The organism is Bradyrhizobium sp. USDA 4454 (assembly GCF_054822705.1).
Genome location: NZ_JBTRCN010000001.1, coordinates 6,818,709 through 6,842,162, shown reverse-complemented (window position 1 = coordinate 6,842,162; position 23,454 = coordinate 6,818,709). Strand labels below are relative to the sequence as shown.

The window sequence follows — 23,454 nt, the reverse complement described above, 5'->3', positions numbered from 1 at the left end:
GCACCCGCAAAAAGACTCGCCAAATCCATGGTTTGGCTGCAAAAACAGGGTTAAGCGAAACTTAATAGCCTCGCGGCTATTCAAGATTGGAAACCATCGAGACGGATGACAGGGGTGGCGAAATTTGAGCGCCGCCCTTTGTGCGTCGAGAGAGTAAATCTAGATTTCGTGCGGATGTGCGTGCGCGGCGCCATTCTGCATGACCGCGTTTCGGGAGCTTAGTGAATGGCCACCAAGGCAAAGACGCTGCAGGTTAAGGACAAGGAAAAAGACGACAAGGCAGCGGATGCTCCTGAGAAGGATTCCGCTGACGCGCCGTCGCCGTTGCTCGACCTGTCGGATGCCGCGGTGAAGAAGATGATCAAGCAGGCCAAGAAGCGCGGCTTCGTGACCTTCGATCAGCTCAACGAAGTGCTGCCCTCCGACACGACCTCGCCCGAACAGATCGAAGACATCATGTCGATGCTGTCAGACATGGGCATCAACGTCACCGAGGCTGACGATAGCGAAGGCGAGGACGAGAAGGACGACGGCGACGACGAGACCGACAACGAACTCGTCGAGGTCACGCAGAAGGCCGTCACCGAGGTCAAGAAGTCGGAGCCCGGCGAACGCACCGACGATCCCGTGCGCATGTATCTGCGCGAGATGGGCACCGTCGAGCTGCTGTCGCGCGAGGGCGAAATCGCGATCGCCAAGCGCATCGAGGCCGGCCGCGAGGCGATGATCGCGGGGCTGTGCGAAAGCCCGCTGACCTTCCAGGCCATCATCATTTGGCGCGACGAGCTCAACGAAGGCAAGATCTTCCTCCGCGACATCATCGATCTCGAAGCCACCTATGCCGGCCCGGAGTCGAAGGGCGGCATCAATCCGAACCTGATCGGCAACAATGCTGGTGACGGCGCTGCCGCTGAAGCCAATGGCAACGGCGCTGACGCAACCGCGCCGGCGCACGTCGCGCCGCCCGCCGCGCCGCCGTCGCCGACCCCGTTCCGCGCGGCGCCCGCCGGTGACGAAGCCGGCACCGAGGAGAAGGATCCCGCCGAGGCCGCCGCCGAAGGCGACATGGACGACGACGAGTTCGAGAACCAGATGTCGCTCGCCGCCATCGAGGCCGAGCTGAAGCCGAAGGTGGTCGAGACCTTCGACAAGATCGCGTCCGAGTACAAGAAGCTGCGCCGCCTGCAGGAGCAGGACATCGCCAACCAGCTGCAGAGCGAGTCGCTGTCGCCCTCGCAGGAGCGCAAGTACAAGAAGCTGAAGGACGAGATCATCGTCGAGGTGAAGTCGCTGCGCCTCAACCAGGCCCGCATCGATTCGCTGGTCGAGCAGCTCTACGACATCAACAAGAAGCTGGTCTCGTTCGAGGGCCGCCTGCTGCGCCTCGGCGACAGCCACGGCGTCGCGCGCGAGGACTTTTTGCGTAACTATCAGGGGTCCGAACTTGACCCCCGCTGGCTCAACCGCGTCTCCAAGCTCTCGGCCAAGGGCTGGAAGAACTTCGTCCATCACGAGAAGGACCGCATCAAGGATCTGCGCCACGAGATCCAGTCGCTGGCGGCGCTCACCGGGCTCGAGATCGGCGAATTCCGCAAGATCGTGCACGGCGTGCAGAAGGGCGAGCGCGAGGCCCGTCAGGCCAAGAAGGAGATGGTGGAAGCCAACCTCCGTCTCGTGATCTCGATCGCCAAGAAGTACACCAACCGCGGCCTCCAGTTCCTCGACCTGATCCAGGAAGGCAATATCGGCCTGATGAAGGCGGTCGATAAGTTCGAGTATCGCCGCGGCTACAAGTTCTCGACCTACGCCACCTGGTGGATCCGGCAGGCGATCACCCGTTCGATCGCCGACCAGGCCCGCACCATCCGCATCCCCGTGCACATGATCGAGACGATCAACAAGATCGTCCGTACCTCGCGCCAGATGCTGAACGAGATCGGCCGCGAGCCGACCCCGGAAGAACTCGCCGAGAAGCTCGGCATGCCCTTGGAGAAGGTCCGCAAGGTCCTCAAAATCGCCAAGGAGCCGCTGTCGCTCGAGACCCCGGTGGGTGACGAAGAGGATTCGCATCTCGGCGATTTCATCGAGGACAAGAACGCGATCCTGCCGATCGATGCGGCGATCCAGTCCAATTTGCGCGAGACCACGACCCGCGTGCTGGCCTCGCTCACCCCGCGCGAGGAGCGCGTGCTGCGCATGCGCTTCGGCATCGGCATGAATACCGACCACACGCTGGAAGAGGTCGGCCAGCAATTCTCGGTCACGAGAGAGCGCATCCGCCAGATCGAAGCCAAGGCGCTGCGCAAGCTGAAGCACCCGTCGAGGTCGCGCAAACTGCGGTCGTTCCTCGACAACTAGGTCGATCCGATATCCATCGAAACAGAACGGCGGGCCAAGGCCCGCCGTTTTCGTTTGGCCAGTCCGGTTCATAATTCACGCGCCAGCGCCCGTGGCCACCCCTCTCCCCACCCTCCCCCGCAAGGGGGGAGGGAGCCTGAGGAGCGTGCTCACATCACATCGCACGATGCGTTTCGGCATCTTGCAAAGCGGGAAAATTGACAGCGAGTGAGGGGCGCACCGACGGAAGGGCTCCCTCCCCCCTTGCGGGTAAGGCTATCGCGTTTGGGAATAATCTGGCGAGGAGCGTCCCTTCGGCCATCCTTCGAGACGCCCGCCTCTGGCGGGCTCCTCAGGATGACGGCTTGTTTTGCTGCGCAATAGTAGACCCTCATGGTGAGGAGCGCCGCTTGCGGCGCGTCTCGAACCACGAGGCCAAGTTACCTCCGCGGCCGCCGAAGGATCATATGCGATTGCCCTACCCTTGCGGGGGAGGGGCGGGGAGAGGGGTGCCGCTTGCTCAGAAGCTGAGTGCGGAGACAGGAAGTTCAGCGAATCCGCTTGTCGGATGTAGCGACCAACACTCTACTTCTTCTTTGCCCCGACCCGCTCGATGCTCTTGATCTCGAGCGGCGGGCGGCCGCCTTTTTCGGCGATCTCGCGGTCCTGGTCGCGCAGGAAGGCGCGCACCGGCTCGTCGCCGTCGAGCCCGCCCAGGAGTTCCGAGGGCACGCGGCGGTTGGAGCGCTGCGAGCCGTCTTCATAGAAGACGTTGAAGAAGGCGAATTCGCCTTTGGGATTGGTCCCGGGTTTTTTCGGCATGCGCGGCTTGTCCTCGATCAGCGCGCCGCTGTCAAAGCAAATCGGCCGCGCACGCGCGCCGGTCTGCCCTGCGTGCCGAAACCCTTGCGCAACGGGGGGCCCAGTTCGGCCGGCATACGCTCCCAGCGCCCGTCCGTACATGTAAATTTGATGACGACCTCAGCCCTCGAATAGCACGAACGCCGCCCACACGCTTGGGTCGCTCGCGCCGGCGATCTTGCCGTCGCGGGCGTCGCGCCGGGTCTGGCGCAGCGCGTCGGAATAGGTCAGGCCTTCCGCGAGGTGCTCGTAGAAGCGCACGGTGAAGTTCGCGGTGCCTTCGTCGGCCACCGGCCACAATGTGAGCAGCGCGCGGCGCACGCCGGCGATGCCGAGCGCAGTCGGCAGGCCGCGCAGGCCGCTGACAAAACTCTCGTCGCCGCGGCCGGTCTCGCAGGCCGACAGCACCAGGAGATCGAGCCCGGACAGATCCCAGTCCATCACCTCGAAGGCATAGAGATAGCCGTCCTTGTCGTCGCGCAGCGGCCAGCGGCTGTCGCCGGCGCCGGACAGCACGATGCCGCTCTGCCACAGCGTATCGAGCCCGGACGCCGTGCTGTCGTGATAGAAGCCGTGGGTTGCCAGATGCGCGATGCGGGCCTTGCCGATCGCCTGGCGCAGCGCGACTTCGCCGACGCCGCTCCCGGTCAGCAGTTCGACCGGCGCGCCGCGCGCACGGGCGAGCCTGGCGATCGCCTCGATCTCGGTCTTGGTGCCGGGCAGCGGCATCGGCCCAGGCACGCCGTATTCGATGTCGCCGGCGAGCAGCATCGCGCCCTGCCGATCGAGCGTCTCGCGCGCATGGATCGCGATCAGCGCGTCGGGGCTGGTCAGCATCCGGATCGTGAATCTGTCCTCCAGCAGGCCGCCATCGGCGCCCGGCAGCAGCGAGAAAGGCACGGCAAACAGGAAACCATCCGGCACCACATAGAGCGTGGTCTTGTCCTTCAGCAGCGGCTCCAGCGGCGCGAGCAGCCGCGCGCGCAGAGTCCGGAAGCGGCCCCTGCTGTCGAGGCTCCTGTTGTCGACTGCCTTGGCGTCGGCATCAGGCACGCCGGCCCGCGTCGTGCGCAGCCGCGCGATCTCGGTGCGCACGCCGGTGTCGACCATGCGGCCGGGATCGCCGAGATCGACCACGCGCGGCTCGCTCGTTGCGGTCTCGACGATGGCGTAGAGCACGGTCGCAGCCAGCGGCTCCGTCGCCTGCCGGTTCGCCTTCCACTGCCGGGTGATGAAGTAGTTGACCACGGCCTCCTGCGGTCCGAGCATCTGCGCGGGCCGGATCGGGTCTTGCGGCAGCCTGACGCCGATCGCATCGAGCCGCTTGTTGAGCGCCGTCTCGGCCGCGTCCTGCCGTTCCCACACCGACCGCGCCCAGTCGTCGATATTGCCCGACGAGAACAGCTCCTGCTTCTCGCCGTTGAGCCGCAGCGCCGCGCGCAGCAGCGTCGCGGTCTCCTCGTCCTTGCCGGCCATCTGCGTCTCGAGCTGGCGCAGCGCCGTGGCGTCGCCGCCACTGAGCGTCTTCCAGCGCAGCACGGCGGCGGCAAAGGCCGGCTGCGCCACCGAGGAGCCCGCGCCGGTGGCGAAGCGGCCGAATGCGAACAGGAGATGGTCGGCATGGGCGCGGATCGCCTCCGCGACGGCGCGATCGCCCGCGGTGCCGACCTCGCGCTTCATCCAATCGAACATCTCGCGATCGAGCGCGGTGAACGCGCGCACCGCGCGGTTCGGATCGGCGGCGATCAGGGCCGTCGCGATGCCGAGCTTGATCTCGAAGCTGAGCGGATGCTGCGCGGTGAAAGCCTTGGTCGAAATCGCCAGCGCCGTCTGGCGCAGCCGCATGCCCGCGTCCGGCTCGCCGCGCCGCTCGCGCTGGCCGGCGGCGAGCACCGCAGCCTTGATGCGCAGGAAATCCGCAAAATTTTCCTCATTGGCTGTGATCGCCTCCAGCCGTGCCAGGTCGGCCTGTGACATCGCGGCGTCGCCGGCGGCGAGCATGTCGGTGTAGAACAGCCAGGCGTCGGCCTGTCCGGCGAAGCTCGGATCCTTCGGCGCCATTGCGACCGCGATCGCGCGGTGGCGGCGGAAATAGCGGCGGGCGTCGTCGAAGCGGCTGAGGTTGAGGAAGTCCTGCCCGGCGCTGTTGACCGTCACCAGCGTGTTGAGATGGTTCTCGCCGTAACGCTTGACGCGCTTCTCGATCGCGAACAGATCGAGCTCCAGCGCCTTCGCCGGCGCGCCGATCTCGCGCAGCATGTCGGCGTAATTGTTGGCGAGCTTTGCGGTGGTGCGATGGTCGGGTCCCAGCGCCTTCTCCGAGCGCTCGAAATTGTGCCGGCCCAGATTGGTCGCCGACGCCGCCGAGCCGTTGGTCGACAGCGCGACCGCGAGCTTGTCGCTGGCGATCAGCGATTCCTCGGAGCCTTCGCCCCAAGTGGCGTTGAAGGCCGCGATCGCCTTCATGTAGAGCGGGACGGCTTCGGCGATCCGGGCGTGGTCGGACAGCAGGATGGCGTACATCAGGCGCAGGTCGGCATTGCCGGGCGGCGATTGCGCGGATGCCTTGCCCTGGAACGCGCGCACGAACAGCTTTTCGGCGAGATCGTCGCGCTTGACCGCGCGCAGCGTTGCGGTCGCGTTGAAATATTGCTCCATGACGAACTGCGCGTCGTCGAGCCTGTCCGCGGCGTCGAGCGCGGTCGTGAGCTGGGCATAGCCGGCATCGACCTTGCCGCTGCGCGTCAGCGCGATGGCGTTCTTCATCTGCGCGGCGATTGCCTGCGCGCTGGCGGCAGGTTGCGCCGGCGGCGGTTTGGCGCGTGCGTCCTGCGCCGTGGCGCTCTCGATCGGTCCGGTTACAGCGGCGCCGAACGCAAGCATCAGGCTGATCGCCGCGGCGGCCGCGCGCGGGCGTGTGAAATGTCCGGCTGTTTTCATCCGCAGCGTATCCCCATCATGGTGCGCGACTCTGGGCGCATTGCCCGCGGAAGCCGCCCGGTCGGCGCAGCCACCGATTAGCTGCGCCGATTTACCCGAGCACGACGCGGCAGGCTGCGCGATCGCCGCGAAACCGGCCGGCGACCCGTTCATCTTGGTCGCGGCCGGCGACGTCCGCGTTCACCCGCCGCTTCGCCTGGTCGGTTGTATGCCAGCGACGCCGTTGCTTCGGATGATGGTACCGGCAGCGGCGGCGGGCACCCCGCGCAAGCGCGCGGCGATCGAAATACGACGGATTTCTGACCATCGTCACTTGCGCCATCGCGCCCGATTCGCGTATGAGGCGCATCCCTCCTGTTTTGCAACTTTCTTTTTTCGAGAAGCCGATCGATGTTCAACGTCTCCCTCGACGCCAACAAGGCGCTGGTGCTCGCGCATTACGACGCCGTGACCAACCGTCTCGATCCCGATGCGATCCGCGTGCAGCTGGCGTCCGACTTCTTCGACCACGCAGTGGGCAAGCGGATGAGCGCCGAAGAGGTGATCGCGCATGCGGCCGCCATGCACGAGACATTCGCCGAGCTGTCGGCCGTGGCCGAATGCCTGGTCGCCGAGCGGGACATCGTCGCGGGCCGCTTCGTCTGGCGCGGCCGCCACCGCAGCCGGTGGCGCGGCATCGCGCCGACCGGCCGTCACGTCGAGTTTCGCGGCATGACGTTCTGGCGGATCCGCGACGGCAAGATCTCCGAGCGCTGGGCGGAGATCGACTTTGTCGATCTGGAGCGCCAGCTCAAGAAGTAAGGTCGGACGCTTGTCGAGCTCGCAGCTAGCTGTCCTTCGCCGTTCATGCCGCGAGCAACGACCGTCGTCGCTCGTACATGACTGGCCCTGTCGAATCGGCGGCTCCGATATATTATCGCTTAGCTAGCGAATTCTTGAGCCTAGCAATATTGACGCTCCGATGGTTCAGGTCGACAATTCCGATGTCAAAGAACTTGGTTCGCACCTGATCGCAATGATGCAATCCATATACTTCTGCCTTCTCTTTGGCTTTTTTTGCTTGGAGTTGCGGCCGCCGGTCTCAGCATCTTTTGCGAGTCAATGAGCATGAGCTGGCGCGCTCAGCATTTTGCTGACGCGCACAATCGAGAAGAGCTGAATCGAGCAATTGCGAAAATTCCCGCGATAATTTCTTCTCCAAGAACGATAGCCGACGAAGCAGATCGGGAGAGGAATAAGCTGATTGGTCACTCTAAGGAAAGCCATGAAGGGGCAGAGTTGGCTTGGACTTCTTATCGGCGCTGGCGGCTTGCCCGCAATATCGCAGTTGGCATTTCCGCAATAGCGTTGATCTGTGGAATGGGTTGGCCACTTAGCTATTTGACGTTGGGCGGCAAGTTAGCTCCGTAGGGGGTTGGTGTATCGAAGGGCCAATGCGAAGCTGCTACCTGAGCTATGATATGTCACCTTCGTGAGGATTCTCGCCATATGTTTCATATTCGCACCGTGGTCCTGCTTTGCGCCTTGCTGCTTGCCACCCCTTCACACGCCGCCCGCTGCGGCGGCAGTTTTCCGGCCTTCGTGCAGTCGTTCTCGCAGGAGGCGGCCGCGGCCGGCATCCAGCAGGACGTGATCTCGCAGGCGCTTGGCGGGGTGCAGCAGGATGGCGGGGTGCTCGCCTTCGACCGGCGGCAGCGCTACACCTTCAACAAGACCTTCGAGCAGTATGTCGCAACCCGCGTCGGCTCCGGGCGCATCAATGGCGGCCGCGCGATGTTGCAGCGTCACGCCGCGCTGCTCTCGAAGATCGAGCAGCAATACGGCGTGCCGCGCCAGATTCTGGTCGCGATCTGGGGGCTGGAGACTGATTTCGGCAAGGGCGACATGGGCAAGCTGCCGGTGTTCCGCGTGCTTGCCACGCTGGCGCATGATTGCCGTCGCACCGATCTGTTCCAGGGCGAGTTGCTCGCCGCGCTCAAGATCCTGCAGCGCGGCGACCTCAGGCTCAACGACATGATCGGCGCCTATGCCGGCGAGATCGGCCAGACCCAATTCCTGCCTTCGTCCTACATCAAGTATGGCGTCGATTTCGACGGCGACGGCCATGTCGATCTGCGCCACTCGGTGCCCGACGTGCTGGCCTCGACCGCGAACCTGCTGCACGCGAACGGCTTCAAGATGGGCGCGCCCTACGGCGAAGGCAGCGCCAATTTCGAGGCGATGCGCGAGTGGAACAGGGCGGTGATCTATCGCAAGACCATCGGGTATTTCGCCGATCAGCTCGTGGGGCGGTGAGCGAGTGCAGGCGAAGTCGGCCCCACCATCGCCATCCGGAAAACTGGCCGGCGCCTGGGCCAACGCAGCGGCCCCAGCGCCCGGGGACGCCCTGGGCCGACGTCGTCCCTCTCACCTACAGAAAACATCCAACGGCCGGGATTGCCACCAGTTCCCGAAAAATGACCTCAGCGAGAGGGGGCGCGCTGAGGTCAAGTCTCCACTTTGGTCGTCTCCAGCGCCGTGATGGACGGCACCGGACGCGCAACAACCTGATCGCCTCCTCCGCCGTTCCTTCGATTGCCGGATTTTCCCGGAAGGCTGCGCACTGTTCGATATCGCCAGGAACGGCGACGTCGTCCAACCGTTGGAGAGCGCGAAAGGGGCGCAGCACAAGGCACGAGTCCCACCGGCGTGGAAGGATGATGTACAAAGACGCGATCATGGACGAGCTGAGGCAGATCGAACTCGACGTGGTCGAAGGGGAAAGGCGGCTGGCGGAGCACGAGGCGCTGCTGGTTGAATTGAAGCGGCTGAACCAAAACACTGCCAAGATTGAAGCCGAGCTCGAAGCGATGCGAAAAAATCAATTCGACCGAGAGCAGGACCGCCAGCGTCTGCTTTGGCTTCTGCATCCCTAGCGCAAGGTGGCCTCCGGCCCGCCGCCCAGACCGGGCCGTTGCCCAGCCGGATTGGAACTTGCCCGTCTTACGGCTGTTACCCCGGCGGGCTCCTGACAAGGCTGCTTGGCAAAAAGGTCTTTTGATCATGGTTCGGTTGCTGGCGACTTTCGCTTTAGGCGCACTGTGCATTCTTCCTGCCTCGGCGTCCGCATATCAACTGAAGTCGCAGCGCAGTGAGGTTTCCGATCTGAGCTCACGTCAGAGGTGCGTATGCAGCACCTGGCGCAGGCCCGTCCACACCGTCCGATACAGGCACTACCGACTAAGATCAGCATATTTGATCGGCTATGATCCTCTGCCGTACCGCTACGGCTCGACATACGTTTTTGAACCGCCCTATCGGTATTATCGGTGACCCCGTCGATCGGCCGGCCTCAACGCTGACACCGGCAAGATCGCTCCTGTCGAAAACGCCGCGCCATTGAGCGGCGCCCTCTTTACATCCGGCCACATCGCGCGCAGGCAGTGATGCGTCGAGAGTGCAGGGCGATCAATGGAAACCATCGGCAGCCAGAAGATCTGGTCGTTCTTCGACCGCGGCGGATGCCAGGTCGCGAGGAATTCGGCGGTGCGGGAGGGGGCCGGGGCATCGCGTCGGCTCCTATCTCGAGCTCGCCACCAAGATCGCCGAGCTGCAATTCCTCAACCGCGACCATGTGCTGCTGTTTCGCGGCCAGGGCGCGGATCACCGCAATATCAAGAACAACTCGTCGCTGAAGCCGACGCTGTTCCGCGGCGGTCGCGGCAATCCGGACCGCCAATCGCTGGTGTTGCGGTTCGAGACCCTGCGCCGCGCCGAGCAGATCCTGATTGCCGACTACGCCAAGGCAAAACTGCTCGGGCTGGAGCGGTTGAAGCGGCATCGCATCCTGCGCTGGTCGATCCTGCAGCATTACGAGGTCTGCACCACGCCGCTGCTCGACGTCACCCATTCGATCCGGATCGCCGCCTCCTTTGCTTCGCTGGCGGAGACCGGCACCGCCTTCCTCTATGTGCTCGGCGTGCCGAATCTGAGCGGCGCGATCACCGCGAGCGCCGAGGCCGGGTTGCAGATCGTGCGGCTCGCCAGCGTGTGCCCGCCGGCGGCGGTGCGGCCGCATATCCAGGAGGGCTATCTGCTCGGCGAGTACCCTGAGATATCCGGCACCGACGAGCGGGAAAACTATTTCCCCTACGAGATGGATTTCGGCCGCCGTCTGGTCGCCAAGTTCGCGTTCGCGCCGGCCTCGTTCTGGAAGAACGACAATTTCCCGCTGGTAGCGCGAAGTGCGCTGTATCCGTTGGAGAAGAGCGATCCGCTGTTTCGGCTGGCAATCGGGGTGAAGAGGCAGTTGGGCGGGTGAGGCACTGATCGCATCACATACGCGGTGTGGTCCCGGGCTTGACCCGGGACCCATAACCACAGGGTTGCGTTGTTGAAGCGCGCTGTAGCCCCAGCATTGCGCCACAATGGCCTGCTTTGGTTATCGGTCCCGGCCTTAGCCGGGACGACAGTTGGAGGGAGCGCGCTCCGCTTCCGTCGCCCTGAGAGAATGTGAATGTATTCAGTGTCGTCCTGGCGAAATCCAGGACCCATTACCCCAATCGCTTGCCGTTGTGCGACGCTGGGGCCGCTATCGCACTCTCAATCGAACGCGGTGGTTATAGGTCCCGGCCGTCGCCAGGACGACGGCGTGGGGAGGCTGTTAGCTACAATTTCTCACCGTCACCCTGAGGAGGCCGCAACGCGGTCGTCTCGAAGGGTCGACGGCCCGGCTGTGGCCGTGCATCCTTCGAGACGCCGCTCCGCGGCTCCTCCAGCGACAAAGGCGAAGCCTTTGCGCGAGGATGACGGGTCAACAGACGCGGTGTCGCGACGCGACGAGACGTCCTATTTCGCATCCCCCGCCACCTTCGCCGTCGCTTTTTCGATCTGCCGTTGCAGCACCTTCCAATAGGTGCCGGGGCGGAAGCGTTGCAGCAGGTCCATGAAGCGGGCGTCGTTGCCGATCAGGATGCGCGGCTGGTTCTTCTCGATGCCGGTGATGATGCGCTGCGCGGCAGCGGTCGGCGTGGTCTTGGCCAGCGCCTCGAAACGCTCGATCGACTGGACGCGGCGGGCATTGTCGGTGACCCCGGCCCCGGTGCGCGAGTTGCGCGCGATGTTGGTCGCGACGCCGCCGGGATGCACCACGGAGAGCTTGATCGGGCTGTTCGCCGCCGCAAGCTCGTGGCGCAGGCTTTCCGAGAAGCCGCGCACCGCGAACTTGGCCGCGCAATAGGCGCTCTGGCCGGGCGGGGCGATGATGCCGAAGATCGAGGAGACGTTGACGATATGCGCCTCGCGCTGCCGTGCCAGCAGCGGCAGGAAGGCGCGGGTGCCGTGCACCACGCCCCAGAAATTGATGTTGAACAGCCACTCCATCTGCGCCTGCTCGATCTCGTCGAACTGGCCGAGCAGCGCGACGCCGGCATTGTTGACGACGATGTTGAGCGCGGAGTGCGCGGCGCCGGCGGCTCGTGCGAACGCGGCGATCTCTTCGGGCTCGCTGACGTCGAGCCGATGCACCGTGACCTTACGGGAGCTCACCTTGGCGATCTCGGTGGCGGTGGCCTGCAGGCCGGCCTCGTCGCGATCGGCAAGCGCCAGGTCGCAACCGCGCAGCGCCAGTTCAAGCGCGAGTGCACGGCCGATGCCGCTGGCGGCTCCGGTCACGGCGGCGGTGGATCCAGAAATCGCGGTCATGTCGGGTCGGCTCCATCTGAACAAGGGGTGCGGTTGCGAGGCGGGAACATGGCGGTTTCCTCACTTTTCTCAAATTGGAACTGAACATCCAGCCATTTTAGGCATTCAACATTTGTTAGGTGCTCGAACCGAAGCTTCAAACCAAGGGAGGCCTACCGTGGGACAGTCAAAGCCCTATCGTGCGAAGGCCCTGGTCGTCGAGGACGATCCGATGCAGCGCGAGATGATCAGCCTCCTGTTGGAGGAGAGCGAGTTCGACGTGATCTCGTGCGAGAGCGCCGAGGCCGCCGAGCTGGTGCTGCAGGGCAGCGGCGACAATGTCGTGCTGATGATGACGGACGTCGAACTGGCCGGACGCATGACCGGCATCGAGCTCGCCTATGCGGCGAAGAAATACAAACCCGATCTCGATGTGGTCGTCACCTCGGGCAGGCCGCTGCGGCAGCGCCTGCCCGACGGCGCGATGTTCTGGTCCAAGCCCTGGGCGCCGCTTGACGTGATCCGCCTCGCCGAGACCAAGGCGACGGAGATATCGGGCAGCGGGTCGCGTCGATCCTGACAAGGCGACGGCGTTCGTAGCGGAGCTGCCGGCGCGGGCGAACCGCGGATGGAAGCGGGCTGCTTCCGCTCGCGCGGCCATCGTGATAATTCCGACGGCCGACCGCGTGTGGTCGGTCCGAGGATTTGACATGACCTGGTCCTTCCTGCTGACCACCCTGATCGTGGTCGCCTCGCCCGGCACCGGCGTGCTCTATACCCTGGCGGTGGCGATGACCCGGGGCTCGCGCGCCAGCGTGGCGGCGGCGTTCGGCTGCACGCTCGGGATCGTGCCGCAGATGATCGCGGCGATGCTCGGCCTCGCCGCCATCCTGCATACCAGCGCCATGGCGTTCGCGGCGCTGAAATGGGGCGGCGTGGTCTACCTGCTCTACATGGCCTGGCAGGCGCTGCGCGAGCGCGGCGCGCTCGCCGTCGATACCGAGATCAAGCCGCGCTCGAGCGGGCGGGTGATCGTGACCGCGATCCTGATCAACATCCTCAATCCGAAGCTGTCGATCTTCTTCCTGGCCTTCCTGCCGCAGTTCATCGCGGTCGACGAGCCGCACCCGCTGACGCGGATGGTCGAGCTCAGCTGTGTTTTCATGGCGATGACGTTTGCGGTGTTCGCGGTCTACGGGCTGTTCGCGGCCTCGGTGCGCGACCGCGTCATCACTCGGCCCAAGGTGATGGCCTGGCTGCGGCGCAGCTTTGCCACGGGCTTTGCCGTGCTCGGCGCCAAGCTCGCCTTCGCGGAGCGCTGACGCCGCGGTCGCGCGGCGCCCCCATCGAGGCAATAAAAAAGCAGGCCTTGCGCCTGCTGCCTTGCGTCCCGTCCGCCAGGGTCCAATCGATGTAAGGATGAATATTTGCGGTTGATCAAATCCGGGGCTGGCGTTGCTCTAGCCGGTCGTCCCGGTCCGGGTGCCCGGGCAGGGCAGGAGCCGCTACCCGGGCTGGAATTCGCTACTTCTTGGCGGCCTTCTTCTTCGTCGCCTTTTTCGCCTTCGCCTTCTTCGCCTTCTTCGCTTTCTTAGCCATAGTATCCTCTCAAGGTTTCATGGATTGAACGCGACTCCGAGGCATGCTTGGCGGAGGGCCAGCCTCGCAACATCCTCAGTATCAAACTCAGCAGATTCGGAGGCGGCTGCCGCGTGCTGTCACGACGCCGTCATCGTGTTATCCACAGCTGTTACGTGTTTTTGCCGGTTTTTTCGCACGCATGCGCGGGTCGTGCGCGCGGCGTGGTCGCATCCGGCATGCTTAACGTTGCGCAAACGGCGGATGCGGACTTCTTCATCAATTCAAAACCACGGTGCGGATCGACGCCTCGCGGGTGACGGTCCGTTAAGCGGCGCGGCCGCATCCTGTCCGCAAGGCAACGCGGATTGTCATTGGGAAACGCCCTAGGGCGCGCGAAAGGCTATTTCAGAAGAGGCGAGGCCGATACCGGTCTCGGACAGGGGCGATGTTGAGCGTTCCGACGCTTTGGACGGTATTCATTATCAATTTTCTCGCGCTCGGCCTGATCTGGGCCTATGTCGCGCGCAGCTATCCTGCCTTCGGCGCGGCCCGGTTCTGGACCGCATCTGCCTTCACAGCCTCCGCCGGCGCCGCCTGCGCGATGCTCCGCGTCACGGTGACGGACTCGCTCGTGCCGCTACTTGCGGGCGGGACGCTGATGGTGTTTGCCGCCGGCCTCGCCGCGATGGGCATCGAGCGGTTCTACGACAAGCCCGTGCGCTGGCGCAGCACCGCGCTATCCGTCGGGCTCGCCTTCGTCGGCCTCGGCGTCTTCATCTTTGCCTATGACAGCATGCCGATACGCATCCTGGTCTACACCATCGCCCAGGTCACGCCGCTGGCATTGACGCTGAAGCTGTTGCTGTCGCCCGAGAACGGCCGGGTCAGCCCCGGCGCGCGGCTCGCTGGCATCGTCGCCTCGATGCTGATCGGCGTCTATGCGCTGCGCCTGGTCGGCGCCCTGCTGCAGCCCGGCGAATTCTCCTTCGTCCGCTTCAATGCCAGCCAATCGCTGGTGATCCTGCTGATGGTGTTCCTGTCGATGGCACTCAATTTCGGCTTCCTGCTGATGGCGATCGACCGGCTGCGCAACGAGGTCGCCGACCTCGCGCTGCTCGACGATCTCACCGGCGTCGGCAACCGCCGCCATCTGGTGCAGCGGCTGACCGAGGAATGCGCGCGCTCCGACCGCAACGGCGAGGCGTTCGCGCTCTTGGTAATCGACCTCGACGGCTTCAAGGGCATCAACGACACCCACGGCCACGCCGCGGGCGACGCCTGCCTGCAGCATTTCACGCTGATGGCGCAGACTAGGCTCCGCCCGGGCGACATGCTGGCCCGCACCGGCGGCGACGAGTTCTGTATCGTGCTGCCGTCCTCGACGCTGCGCGAGGGCGCGATGATCGCGCGCCGCGTGCTGGAGGTCTGCCGCGCCGATGCCGAGCAGTGCACCGGCAAGGACATCCCGATCGCGGTTTCGATCGGTGTCGCGCAATGGACCCGCGAGATCGGCATGCATCCCGACCGCCTGATCGCGGCCGCCGACCACGCGCTGTACGACGCCAAGAAGGGCGGCAAGAACGGCTACGCGGCCTATGAGCCGAAGCTGCCGCCGGAGATGGTCGACGCGCTGGAGGCCACCCTGCGCAAGCGCGCCTGAGCGTGCTAACGAGGGGCGACACTGGAATTCCGTGATGATGCCTCGCTTGCTCGGCGCGCTCTTTGCGCTCGTGATCTCCTCCGCCGCCCTGGCCGAAACCCCCGATCTCGCTGTCATCGCGCGATCGCAGGGGACCCCCGAGATTCCCGGCCTGAAGATGGTCTGGCTGTCGCCCTGGGGCGACGTCGCCCAAGCGCATCCCTGGCGCGACATCATCGTGCACCAGACCGAGGGGCCGGCCGGCTCGGCACGCTACGGCGCGCAAGAGCAGCACAAGAACCCGACCAGGCGCGGCGTCATGGTCTGGGTCGAGACCGACGGTACGGTCTATTGGGCGGTCGCCGACAATCTGGTGCCGACCCACACCGACGGCGCCGATCGCAACGACAACAAATACATCGACAACGGCAAGACCTATCATCAGGTCAACAAGGATAGCTCGATCGGCGTCGAGTTCGCCGGCAATTATCCCGATGTCACCAAAGGCCCGACCGACGCGCAGATCGCCGCCTGGCGGGTGCTGGTGCGTGTGCTGCGCGCCCGCTACGGCATTCCGCTGGAGCACGTCTATGCGCACAACTGGATCGACTTCAAGGATGCCCGCTACTGCGAGGGCTGTGCGCTGGCGACCATGGCGCGCGAGTGGGGCGAGTAGGGTGCGTACCGTTCCAGCGGCTTCAACATGATGCCTGCCAACGAGGAGTTGCGAGACCCGATGTTCAAACTCAATCGCATGATCGGTCTCATCATTCTGGCCGTACTGGTCTACGGCCTGCTCCAGGCCTTCGGGTTGCTTCCTGAGGCTGCGCCGAGGCTGTTTCCTCGACACGGCGGCTCGCCTGCGGCTTAGATGCTCGTAGTGCGGTCCGTCACTCTCACCTCTTGAGCTGTCGAACAAGTGCCGGCGTTAACGACGCTTAACGATATCCAGCCCGAGCGACATCGCTTCGAAGTTTGTTAGAGTTTGCTGGCTAGTTCTCCAGGCACAGGGATCTGGGGAAAGACATGGGTCAGCGGACCAAACGCGGAAAGAAAAAGACAGAGGCGCTCGCCATACCGGTGGCCGGGAGAGTTGCAATCGGCGTCATCGCCGCTGCTGCATTGGGGTATGGTTTACTGTCGCGCCCGGCGAGCGTTCAGCAAACACGCAAGCCTCCCGCGCAGCAGGCCGTGGCACCGGCAGCGCCGGCTCACACCTCAACTCCGGTTCGCGTCGCGGCGCCGGCGCCAACCCCGGCTCCAGTCCCAGTTCCGGCGCCTGCGCCCCTGGTCGAGCCACCCAAAGCCGTTGATGGTCCCGGAAAACTCGTTCGGCAGGTGGTCGACTACGCCAGCCATCAGGCGCCAGGAACCGTCGTCATCGATACCGGAAATACGTTCCTCTACCTCGTTCTGAACGACAGGCAGGCGATGCGCTACGGCATCGGGGTCGGCCGTGAAGGTTTCACCTGGTCCGGTGAACAGACCGTGGCCCGCAAGACGGAATGGCCGGATTGGCGTCCGCCGGCAGAGATGCTGACGCGGCAACCCTATCTGCCGCGGTTCATGGCAGGCGGTCCCGGCAATCCGCTCGGCGCGCGGGCGATGTATCTCGGCGAGACCGAATATCGAATTCACGGCACCAACAAGCCCGACACGATCGGCAAGCGGGTTTCGTCGGGCTGCATCCGGCTGACTAATGACGACGTCATGGACCTCTATGAGCGGGTGAAGGTCGGAGCCAAGGTGATCGTGCTGCCGGCAACCGCTGCGCATCGGCCATCTGAGGGAGCGCCGTCCGACGCCGCGCTGCGGCCGCCGTCGAACCGGCCCTTGGCCGCCAACGCGCAGATGCAGGCATCCCGACCGGAACTGGCCGAGGCGCAGTAACCCAAGGATTTAGTCCGGCAGGCGCAGCGCCGCTTCGGCGCGCTGCATCATCCGCTGCCATCGCTCGCTTGTCGGCCCGCCCATCAGCACGAAGTAGCGCACGATCGCGATCGGCAGCCAGGTCTGCATCGCCTGCGTCAGCGCCGCGACCGGCACGCCGGACAGCCGCGCATACTCGGATTGCGCGGCCGCATGGACCGCAAGCGGCCGCTGCGGATTGTCGGTGACGTCGAGGGCGAACTCGGTCAGGTTGATGTGAAAGTGTCCATGATCGAAAGCCGCCGGCGCGCGGATCGAAAAGGTCCAGTCGATCAGCCGCGGACCATCCGCCGTCATGATCACGTTGTTGGGGTGGATGTCGCCATGGCACAGCCCGTCCCCCGGCTGCTGCAGGCGGTCGATCAGCGCGAGGATGCCGGAAGCGATGTGCCTGGGCACGATGTCGCCCGAGTGCCTGAAGGCGCTCTCCATCCAGCGGCGCAGATCGATGGCCTCCGGCGGCGGCGCCATTCTGTGAACGGACCGGACGAGAGACGCGATGATCGCGCCCGCCTCGGCGAACGTCACGTCGCCGCTGCGCGTGAGTTGCAGCAGTGTCGGTCCGTCGAGGCGGCCGAGCACGATGCCGAAGCGTCCGTCGAGCGTCACCTCGCCGAACACCTCCGGTGCAGGCAACCCGGCGGCGGAGACCGCGCGGGTGATCCGCGCCTCTTGCCGGCCGAGCCGCGGCGAGAAACCTTCTCTGAACAGTTTTACGACCTGACCTGGCGCCCAGGCGTGGATATCCGCCGTGCCGCCCTGGTTGATCTTCTCGCCGAGGGATCCCCGCATCGCCTGTCCTCCCGCCGGTCGCGATCAAGCACGCCCGGCAGCCAAAAGTGAACGCTCCCGCGATCCTGGCTGCCAGCCATGATCGTGGCTTGTGCCCGGCCGAAGCGTTTGCCAGAATCGCGCAGCGGTTTGAGACGGGTTCGGTTCTGGCCCTTCCGCTGCCGAGGCTGATGCGGACATTCGTGGCCCCGTAGGATGGGTGGAGCGCAGCGATACCCATCATCCCACCGGCAAAAGATTGATGGGTATCGTGGCGCGCTGCGCGGACCCGTTGGCTCCATCCATCCCACAGGCTCCGGCCGACCTTCGTCAGGAGAATGCCCTGGGCAGGTCGGCCGACGGCTTGGTGACGATCTGGTGCGCGTCGCGCCAGAGCACTTCGCGCTGCCGCGAGGTGGTGATCGCGCGCACCGGCAGGCCGCCCTCTTCGAGAAGCCAGGCGCAGTAGCGCGCGCGGCTGATCGCCTCGCGGGCTTCGGGATCGAACCAGCAGATCCCCCAGATCGAATCGCGCCGCTTGAAGTGTCGCGCGATGCGCCCCGGAATCGGCAAATGCTGTCCGAACCAGTCGAACTGGTCGGACAGCTCCTGCCGGATCCAATCCGGAGCGTCGTTCCGGTAGATATACCAGGCCGCACGAAAGAAGCCGCTCTCCACGCGGCTGTGCGGGTGGATGAGCGGCGTAACGAACCGCAAATACATGACGACACGGCGCGACGCCGTGTTGCGTCACGCCCCTCGCAGCCAGACGTGATGAATGGAAGAGCAGCCGCGAAGCGGCACTCAGCGCGTGACCGCTAGCCGATCCTGGATGGGCGGCGGTCGGAACGTATCGATCTGTACTTCATGCCGCCTCCCTGATGAGCGCTGAACAGAAAGGGCGCGACATCGCGCCCCGGGGCGGCAGCACATACACCCGCAAGAGGCCCGCGACAAGCGTCTTCGTCCTGGACGCAGCGCGCAGGGCGGGCGCCTCTTGTGAGTAGCCCGTCGCGAAGACGAGCGGGATGCCTCGGCTCTTCAGTTCGTCAGCACCCTTCCGTCGCGGTTCTCGGATGTGGTGAGATTTGAAAAACCGTTCGAGCCCACCGGCATGGCCGAACGTATTCTCCAGCTGTGTCGCGATGATTGAACTCGTCGGCTCGCTGGTTCTGCACCTTCGAATGAGTGGTTCCGTGGCAAATGAGAGCAGTAATTCTACGGTGCCGCCTTCGATGGTCGAAAAAAGCGATGTGGGCTAAAGTTGAGAGTAGGGGGCAGTCTGAGCGCACAGGTCGACCATGACGACTATGCAACCGAACTTCCGCTCGCCGAAAGCTTTGATGGCGGGTGCACAAGACGCATGGCATCGGCTATTCGAGCAATGCCCCGTCCCGATACTTTTGCTCACGCCGGACCTGAAGATTGTCGACGGCAATGACGCCTATCTCGGCGGCGTCTCTCGCTCGCGAGATACGCTTGCCGGCTTGGACATGTTCGATGCCTTCCCCGACAATCCACATCTGACACATGCGGACGGCGTAGCCAATCTGGCCGCGTCGTTCGGGAAGGTCCTTCACAGAAAACGTGGGCAGGTCATGCCTCTCCAGAGATATGACATCCAGCCTGAGGGGCGACCGTGGCAGGTCCGCTATTGGCATCCCAAAAACTGGCCGGTGCTTGATGACGACGGCTCAATCGTTGCGGTGGTCCATCATGTCACCGACGCAACCACCGCCGTTCTGGCCCGAAAGGCCAAGACAGCCGGTCCGCCGCCTTCTTCGTCTGAGGCGCTCTTGCAGTCGGCCGACCGGGCAATCTTTGAGGCGCGCGAGCTTGTAAGGGAAACGCGTGAGGCAATCTTGGTGTCGCGCGCCTTGATCGAGGAAAGCTTGCCCTCATCAAAACTCCCTGCCTGCCAAAGGTAAAAGGCGCGCTGTTCGACGCTGGTTTGGGTTGAGGGCTTGATCGATGCATGACGTTTCCGAACTACCGCTGCTGCAATCAGCGCTGAGCGAGGCCTTGGCCATCACAGGTCAAGAGCTCGGCAACATCCAACTCATCGATTGGAAGATGGGTCACCTGGAGATCATGGCCCAGCAGGGCTTTACCGAAGAGTTTCTCGACTGCTTCCAGCGTGTAACGATCCGCGACGGGTGTGCTTGCGGTCGCGCGCTTTTCAATCGGCAGCCGGTCGTTATCCATGACGTCACGCTAGACCCACGATTTCTACCGTTTCGGAATGTCGCCGAACGGGCCGGTTTCAAGGCTGTACAGTCAACTCCGCTTCTCACCAATTCTGGCGCTCTTGTGGGGGTCCTCTCGACGCATGGCCAACGTGCTCCGAGTGAAGAGCAACTGAGTTCGATCAGGAGCTTGGCCATGCGAACAGCTCACAACATACTTCGCGCGCGCGCCGAGAGATCGATTTTTCTGGATTTGGACGGCTTTGCCATGCGTCGGCCACAGCACACGGTGTTTGCATAACCGCAAAACGACGGCCGACCAACCGCGTCGAACGATTCGAACCGCTGCCCTCAGCCGACATGGCCAGGAGCACCTCTTGGCACCATGTCAAAAGCCAGCCCGTAGGATGGGTGGAGCGAAGCGATACCCATCAATCTTCTGCTGCGAGGTGAGATGATGGGTATCGCGGAGTTTATCATCGAACCGCACGCTGCGCGGACCCGTTGGCTCCGCCGATCCGACAGATGCAGTCATCTCAGCGGCTGAGGCGATTCGGATCAGCGTGCGTTGCCAACGCGCGTTCCAATTCGCGGGTGCGTTTGGCGATGTCATTCAACTCGAAGCTCTGCGATGTCATGAAAGCCCCTGAGCCCGCATCAGGGTCGCTCGCGAGACGGCGGGTTTCGCTCAAGTGATGAGAGAGCCAGGCCCTCTGCTCTGCCTGCAGCCTCACGCGCCCTGCGCCGCCTTCTCGATGCAGCAGCAGCCGGTATGCGGCGTTCAGCCGGGCATCCCATTTGTCGATCTCGGTCTTGCCGCAATCGAGCATCTTGCTTGAAACACCGTCCGCACGATCGACGCATGCTGCCATCTCGTCGTCCGATTGTGCATGGGCGCATGCAGCGATGGTCACGAGCAGGCCGACAAGGCCATATTTGAAGGTCACGGGGGAGGACGCCTATCGTTTAACGACGCGCAATGGCGCAGTGATTTCGTGTCGCTTTTGCGGCGGCGATGAAGTAGCCCGTTGGAGCCAACGGGTCCGCGCAACGTGCGGCGGCGTAGCCCCGTTGCACAGCAGCCAGAACTGCAGGAAGGCATTGCCCAGCTAGCGGTGGTGTTATACCCTCGGCAAAGTCAAGACTGGGGGCAGCCTTGGAACGAGACGAACTTGAGCGCCTGGCGGGCCGCCGGTTGCGGCTGAGCTTCGACGAGATCGTAAACCATCCTCGGCTGCCGGAAGCGCGGCGCGCCTATATCGAGGCCTTTTGCGATTTGTACGAGGGTGATCCGTTCCTGGTTCGCCTGCTGCTCCAGGCCGGCCGATTCCTCGTTTTTCTGAGCGCAGCGGTGCTCGAAGCCGGACAGGACCCGGCCCGCCGCGAAACCTGGTTCACGGTCACCGCGCTGAAGCGGCAGCTCAATATGCACGGAAACGCGAGTGACCGGCAGGTGGATCATCTGCTGGCACGGCTGTGCGAGGTCGGATTCATCTCGCAGAGCCGCGCGCCGGCCGACCGGCGCGTCCGGCTCCTGGCGACCACGGACAAGCTGCGCTCGCATCATGCCGAGTGGCTTGCGACCCACTTCGTGCCGCTTGCCAAATTGTACCCCGATCATGACTACAGCCCGGTGTTGTCCCGAAATCAGGCCTTTAACGTCACCCACTGCCGCGTCGGCCTGCCGTTCTTTCCGGTCTCCGTTCGCCTCATGATGACGCTGCCGGATACGATGCTGTTCTTTTCCCATGCCGCGGGGCCGCTGATTCAAAATGCGGTCCTGAATGCTGCAATGGATGCGGGTGATCCGACCGCGGCCATTCCCTACATGAATGTGGCTGATCGCTTCGGCGTTTCGCGAACCCATATCCGCAATCTGATGAACGCCGCGCAGGCGGCCGGCCTCGTCAGGATCATTGGGCGCGGCGGCCGGAGCATCGAGATCACGCCGCGCCACTGGGCGAGCTACGATCGTGGCCTTGCGGTTGGAATGTATCTGCACGATGCGGTCAATATCGTGGCGATGCGTGATTGGACCGAGACCCAGCGCCGCTCCGCCGCTCGCCTGTTGACCGTGGGTTGACTCTGTCCGCAGCTTTTCCCGGCGCCTTCGATAGGCGCAAAGTTTTCCGACGGCGTCTCGCTCGGAAAGGCTAGATTTATCTGCGGTCCGACCTTGCCCCCATGGGCCGGTTTATTTTTCAGTTTCATTTCCTGAGGAATTTTTTGATGACCGAGATCGATAGCGGCGTGCACGGCTCCACTGCGGGGCCGCTCCGTCCGCTTGTATACGCCGTGTTTATTGCGATCATGGCCGCTTTTGGCCTGTACGCCGTCTTCGTCGCAGGTCCTGCCATGCGCGCCGCCGCACACGATGACCTCGTGAGGAGGGTCGCTGACGAAGATCGCCAATTCTGCGGAAAGTTCGGAATGGGCGCGGGCACGGACACGTTCGTCGCCTGCAGCAGAGAGCTGTCGATTGTCCGGCAACGCCAGGTCGATCGCGACAATGCCGCCGCCCAGGGTCTCCTTTAGCGACTTAACCTGGATTTTTTCGGAAAGGGTTTGTTGATGGTCAGACGTTCGATGCTCGGACTAAGTGTTGCGGCTATCTGGATCGGTTCGGCCGCGGCGCAGGACGCTCCTCCCTCCTACCAGTCCGCCCCGACGGTCTATAAGGTCATCTTCGAAGATCAAAACTTTCGTGTGATCGCGGCGACCTGGAAGAAGGGTGAGACGGACAAGCCGCATTCGCATCCGCTCCCCTTCGTGGTCTATGCGCTCGATGATTGCACCGTGCGGGTTCACAATCCGGACGGCACGACGCGCGAACTGAAGAACAAGGCCGGAGCGGCCAGCGCGGGGCCCATCACTGCCTCGCATACGGCTGAAAACGTCGGCGACACGGACTGTCGAGCGCTTCTGGTGGAGCGAAAGTAATCCGGCCATGAGACATTGGACTTGCATCATGCGTTACCGGATCACTCCGATCGTCATCACCCTGGCTGCATTGCTTGGTGCAATTGCGTCTCCGGCACGGGCTGACGAAACGACCGATACGCGAGAGCCCGTGCAGCGAACCGACACGGAGAAAGCCTTCGTGCTGGAGCAAATGCGGCTGTTCCTGGCCTCCATCGTGGAGGTCGAGGAAGGGCTTGGGTCGGGAGATCTGGATCTGGTCGCGCGTGAAGCAGCGGCGCGCGGCCGCAAGGCCAATGCCGCGCTGGTCCGGCCGCCGACCCTGGCTGCCAAGGAAAGCGACGCCTGGAAGGCGATGATCGGCTCGGTCCGGAGCGGCTTTGACCAGATCGCCGAGCAGGCGGCTGCGCGTGCGCCGGCGGCAAAAATCAACAAGACGCTTGCCGATACGATGAGGAATTGTGTTGCCTGCCATCAAGCCTATCGCATTTCCGCGGAAACGCATTAGGCTCGGCGGTCGAGATCGACTTGTTGTCCATAGCCGGCTTCCGCGGGGCAATGTCCCTCGGCTGCGACATCAGCGCGAAGTGCGGCGGCATCTGCGTGCCGGGCGCGGCGTCCTGCGCCGCG

The 23,454-nt window shown here is 64.0% G+C and carries 24 protein-coding genes; 18 read left to right on the top strand and 6 right to left on the bottom strand.

The window, feature by feature from the left end; all coding sequences use genetic code 11:
- The first annotated feature begins 225 nt into the window (after nt 1–225).
- Nucleotides 226–2,358: an RNA polymerase sigma factor RpoD gene (gene rpoD / locus ACVIW0_RS31815; protein ID WP_461355954.1), complete on the top strand. Its 2,133-nt coding sequence runs from the start codon at nt 226–228 to the stop codon at nt 2,356–2,358.
- Between the two features lie 564 nt (nt 2,359–2,922).
- Here rpoD and ACVIW0_RS31810 read toward each other — a convergent pair.
- Both ACVIW0_RS31810 and ACVIW0_RS31805 read right to left on the bottom strand, forming a co-directional pair.
- Nucleotides 2,923–3,159 carry a hypothetical protein gene (locus ACVIW0_RS31810; RefSeq protein WP_021077386.1) on the bottom strand — a complete coding sequence of 79 codons (237 nt, stop codon included), beginning with the start codon at nt 3,157–3,159 and terminating at the stop codon, nt 2,923–2,925.
- A gap of 159 nt (nt 3,160–3,318) precedes the next feature.
- The gene (locus ACVIW0_RS31805) at nt 3,319–6,138 is read right to left on the bottom strand and encodes a CHAT domain-containing protein (RefSeq protein ID WP_461355953.1); all 2,820 of its coding nucleotides are present in this window, start codon (nt 6,136–6,138) and stop codon (nt 3,319–3,321) included.
- 390 nt (nt 6,139–6,528) lie between these two features.
- On the opposite strand from ACVIW0_RS31805, the gene ACVIW0_RS31800 reads away from it, so the two are divergent.
- From ACVIW0_RS31800 to ACVIW0_RS31780, 5 genes are all read left to right on the top strand, one after another.
- The gene (locus ACVIW0_RS31800; RefSeq protein WP_461355952.1) at nt 6,529–6,939 is read left to right on the top strand and encodes an ester cyclase; all 411 of its coding nucleotides are present in this window, start codon (nt 6,529–6,531) and stop codon (nt 6,937–6,939) included.
- A 306-nt stretch (nt 6,940–7,245) separates the two neighbouring features.
- Nucleotides 7,246–7,548 carry a hypothetical protein gene (locus tag ACVIW0_RS31795; RefSeq protein WP_461355951.1) on the top strand — a complete coding sequence of 101 codons (303 nt, stop codon included), beginning with the start codon at nt 7,246–7,248 and terminating at the stop codon, nt 7,546–7,548.
- A gap of 78 nt (nt 7,549–7,626) precedes the next feature.
- A complete protein-coding gene (locus ACVIW0_RS31790) occupies nt 7,627–8,433 on the top strand; it encodes a lytic murein transglycosylase (RefSeq protein WP_461355950.1) in 807 nt (268 codons plus the stop codon).
- 401 nt (nt 8,434–8,834) lie between these two features.
- A complete protein-coding gene (locus ACVIW0_RS31785) occupies nt 8,835–9,053 on the top strand; it encodes a hypothetical protein (RefSeq protein ID WP_461355949.1) in 219 nt (72 codons plus the stop codon).
- Between the two features lie 521 nt (nt 9,054–9,574).
- The gene (locus tag ACVIW0_RS31780) at nt 9,575–10,438 is read left to right on the top strand and encodes an FRG domain-containing protein (RefSeq protein WP_461355948.1); all 864 of its coding nucleotides are present in this window, start codon (nt 9,575–9,577) and stop codon (nt 10,436–10,438) included.
- Between the two features lie 527 nt (nt 10,439–10,965).
- Here the strand turns inward: ACVIW0_RS31780 and ACVIW0_RS31775 are convergent.
- A complete protein-coding gene (locus ACVIW0_RS31775) occupies nt 10,966–11,820 on the bottom strand; it encodes an SDR family NAD(P)-dependent oxidoreductase (RefSeq protein WP_461355947.1) in 855 nt (284 codons plus the stop codon).
- Nucleotides 11,821–11,977: 157 nt separating this feature from the next.
- On the opposite strand from ACVIW0_RS31775, the gene ACVIW0_RS31770 reads away from it, so the two are divergent.
- The 6 genes from ACVIW0_RS31770 to ACVIW0_RS31745 all read left to right on the top strand — a co-directional run bounded on the left by ACVIW0_RS31770 (nt 11,978) and on the right by ACVIW0_RS31745 (nt 16,909).
- Nucleotides 11,978–12,379: a response regulator gene (locus ACVIW0_RS31770; RefSeq protein ID WP_461355946.1), complete on the top strand. Its 402-nt coding sequence runs from the start codon at nt 11,978–11,980 to the stop codon at nt 12,377–12,379.
- Nucleotides 12,380–12,509: 130 nt separating this feature from the next.
- Nucleotides 12,510–13,121, top strand: coding sequence for a LysE family translocator (locus ACVIW0_RS31765; RefSeq protein WP_461355945.1), 612 nt, complete (start codon nt 12,510–12,512; stop codon nt 13,119–13,121).
- A 704-nt stretch (nt 13,122–13,825) separates the two neighbouring features.
- Nucleotides 13,826–15,040: a GGDEF domain-containing protein gene (locus tag ACVIW0_RS31760; RefSeq protein ID WP_461355944.1), complete on the top strand. Its 1,215-nt coding sequence runs from the start codon at nt 13,826–13,828 to the stop codon at nt 15,038–15,040.
- Nucleotides 15,041–15,074: 34 nt separating this feature from the next.
- Complete coding sequence (locus ACVIW0_RS31755; RefSeq protein ID WP_461355943.1) at nt 15,075–15,695, top strand: peptidoglycan recognition protein family protein; 621 nt, start codon at nt 15,075–15,077, stop codon at nt 15,693–15,695.
- A 60-nt stretch (nt 15,696–15,755) separates the two neighbouring features.
- Nucleotides 15,756–15,890, top strand: coding sequence for a hypothetical protein (locus ACVIW0_RS31750; RefSeq protein WP_461355942.1), 135 nt, complete (start codon nt 15,756–15,758; stop codon nt 15,888–15,890).
- Nucleotides 15,891–16,045: 155 nt separating this feature from the next.
- Complete coding sequence (locus tag ACVIW0_RS31745) at nt 16,046–16,909, top strand: L,D-transpeptidase (RefSeq protein WP_461355941.1); 864 nt, start codon at nt 16,046–16,048, stop codon at nt 16,907–16,909.
- Nucleotides 16,910–16,918: 9 nt separating this feature from the next.
- Here the strand turns inward: ACVIW0_RS31745 and ACVIW0_RS31740 are convergent, their stop codons facing one another.
- Both ACVIW0_RS31740 and ACVIW0_RS31735 read right to left on the bottom strand, forming a co-directional pair.
- Complete coding sequence (locus ACVIW0_RS31740) at nt 16,919–17,740, bottom strand: phosphotransferase (RefSeq protein ID WP_461355940.1); 822 nt, start codon at nt 17,738–17,740, stop codon at nt 16,919–16,921.
- 309 nt (nt 17,741–18,049) lie between these two features.
- The gene (locus ACVIW0_RS31735; RefSeq protein WP_461355939.1) at nt 18,050–18,442 is read right to left on the bottom strand and encodes a hypothetical protein; all 393 of its coding nucleotides are present in this window, start codon (nt 18,440–18,442) and stop codon (nt 18,050–18,052) included.
- A 578-nt stretch (nt 18,443–19,020) separates the two neighbouring features.
- Here ACVIW0_RS31735 and ACVIW0_RS31730 point away from each other — a divergent pair.
- Both ACVIW0_RS31730 and ACVIW0_RS31725 read left to right on the top strand, forming a co-directional pair.
- The gene (locus ACVIW0_RS31730) at nt 19,021–19,647 is read left to right on the top strand and encodes a PAS domain-containing protein (RefSeq protein WP_461355938.1); all 627 of its coding nucleotides are present in this window, start codon (nt 19,021–19,023) and stop codon (nt 19,645–19,647) included.
- Between the two features lie 43 nt (nt 19,648–19,690).
- Nucleotides 19,691–20,206, top strand: a complete 516-nt coding sequence (locus ACVIW0_RS31725; RefSeq protein ID WP_461355937.1) for a GAF domain-containing protein — start codon at nt 19,691–19,693, stop codon at nt 20,204–20,206.
- A 235-nt stretch (nt 20,207–20,441) separates the two neighbouring features.
- On the opposite strand, the gene ACVIW0_RS31720 is transcribed toward ACVIW0_RS31725, so the two are convergent.
- On the bottom strand, nt 20,442–20,852 hold the full coding sequence (locus ACVIW0_RS31720) for a lysozyme inhibitor LprI family protein (protein ID WP_461355936.1): 411 nt from the start codon (nt 20,850–20,852) through the stop codon (nt 20,442–20,444).
- Between the two features lie 209 nt (nt 20,853–21,061).
- Here ACVIW0_RS31720 and ACVIW0_RS31715 point away from each other — a divergent pair, with 209 nt between their 5' ends.
- From ACVIW0_RS31715 to ACVIW0_RS31700, 4 genes are all read left to right on the top strand, one after another.
- Nucleotides 21,062–21,988 carry a hypothetical protein gene (locus tag ACVIW0_RS31715; protein ID WP_461355935.1) on the top strand — a complete coding sequence of 309 codons (927 nt, stop codon included), beginning with the start codon at nt 21,062–21,064 and terminating at the stop codon, nt 21,986–21,988.
- A 146-nt stretch (nt 21,989–22,134) separates the two neighbouring features.
- Nucleotides 22,135–22,440 (top strand): hypothetical protein, encoded by a 306-nt coding sequence (locus ACVIW0_RS31710; protein WP_461355934.1) that lies wholly within the window; start codon nt 22,135–22,137, stop codon nt 22,438–22,440.
- A 36-nt stretch (nt 22,441–22,476) separates the two neighbouring features.
- Nucleotides 22,477–22,845 (top strand): hypothetical protein, encoded by a 369-nt coding sequence (locus ACVIW0_RS31705; protein WP_461355933.1) that lies wholly within the window; start codon nt 22,477–22,479, stop codon nt 22,843–22,845.
- A gap of 28 nt (nt 22,846–22,873) precedes the next feature.
- Nucleotides 22,874–23,332, top strand: a complete 459-nt coding sequence (locus ACVIW0_RS31700; RefSeq protein ID WP_461355932.1) for a hypothetical protein — start codon at nt 22,874–22,876, stop codon at nt 23,330–23,332.
- Nucleotides 23,333–23,454 lie beyond the last annotated feature (122 nt).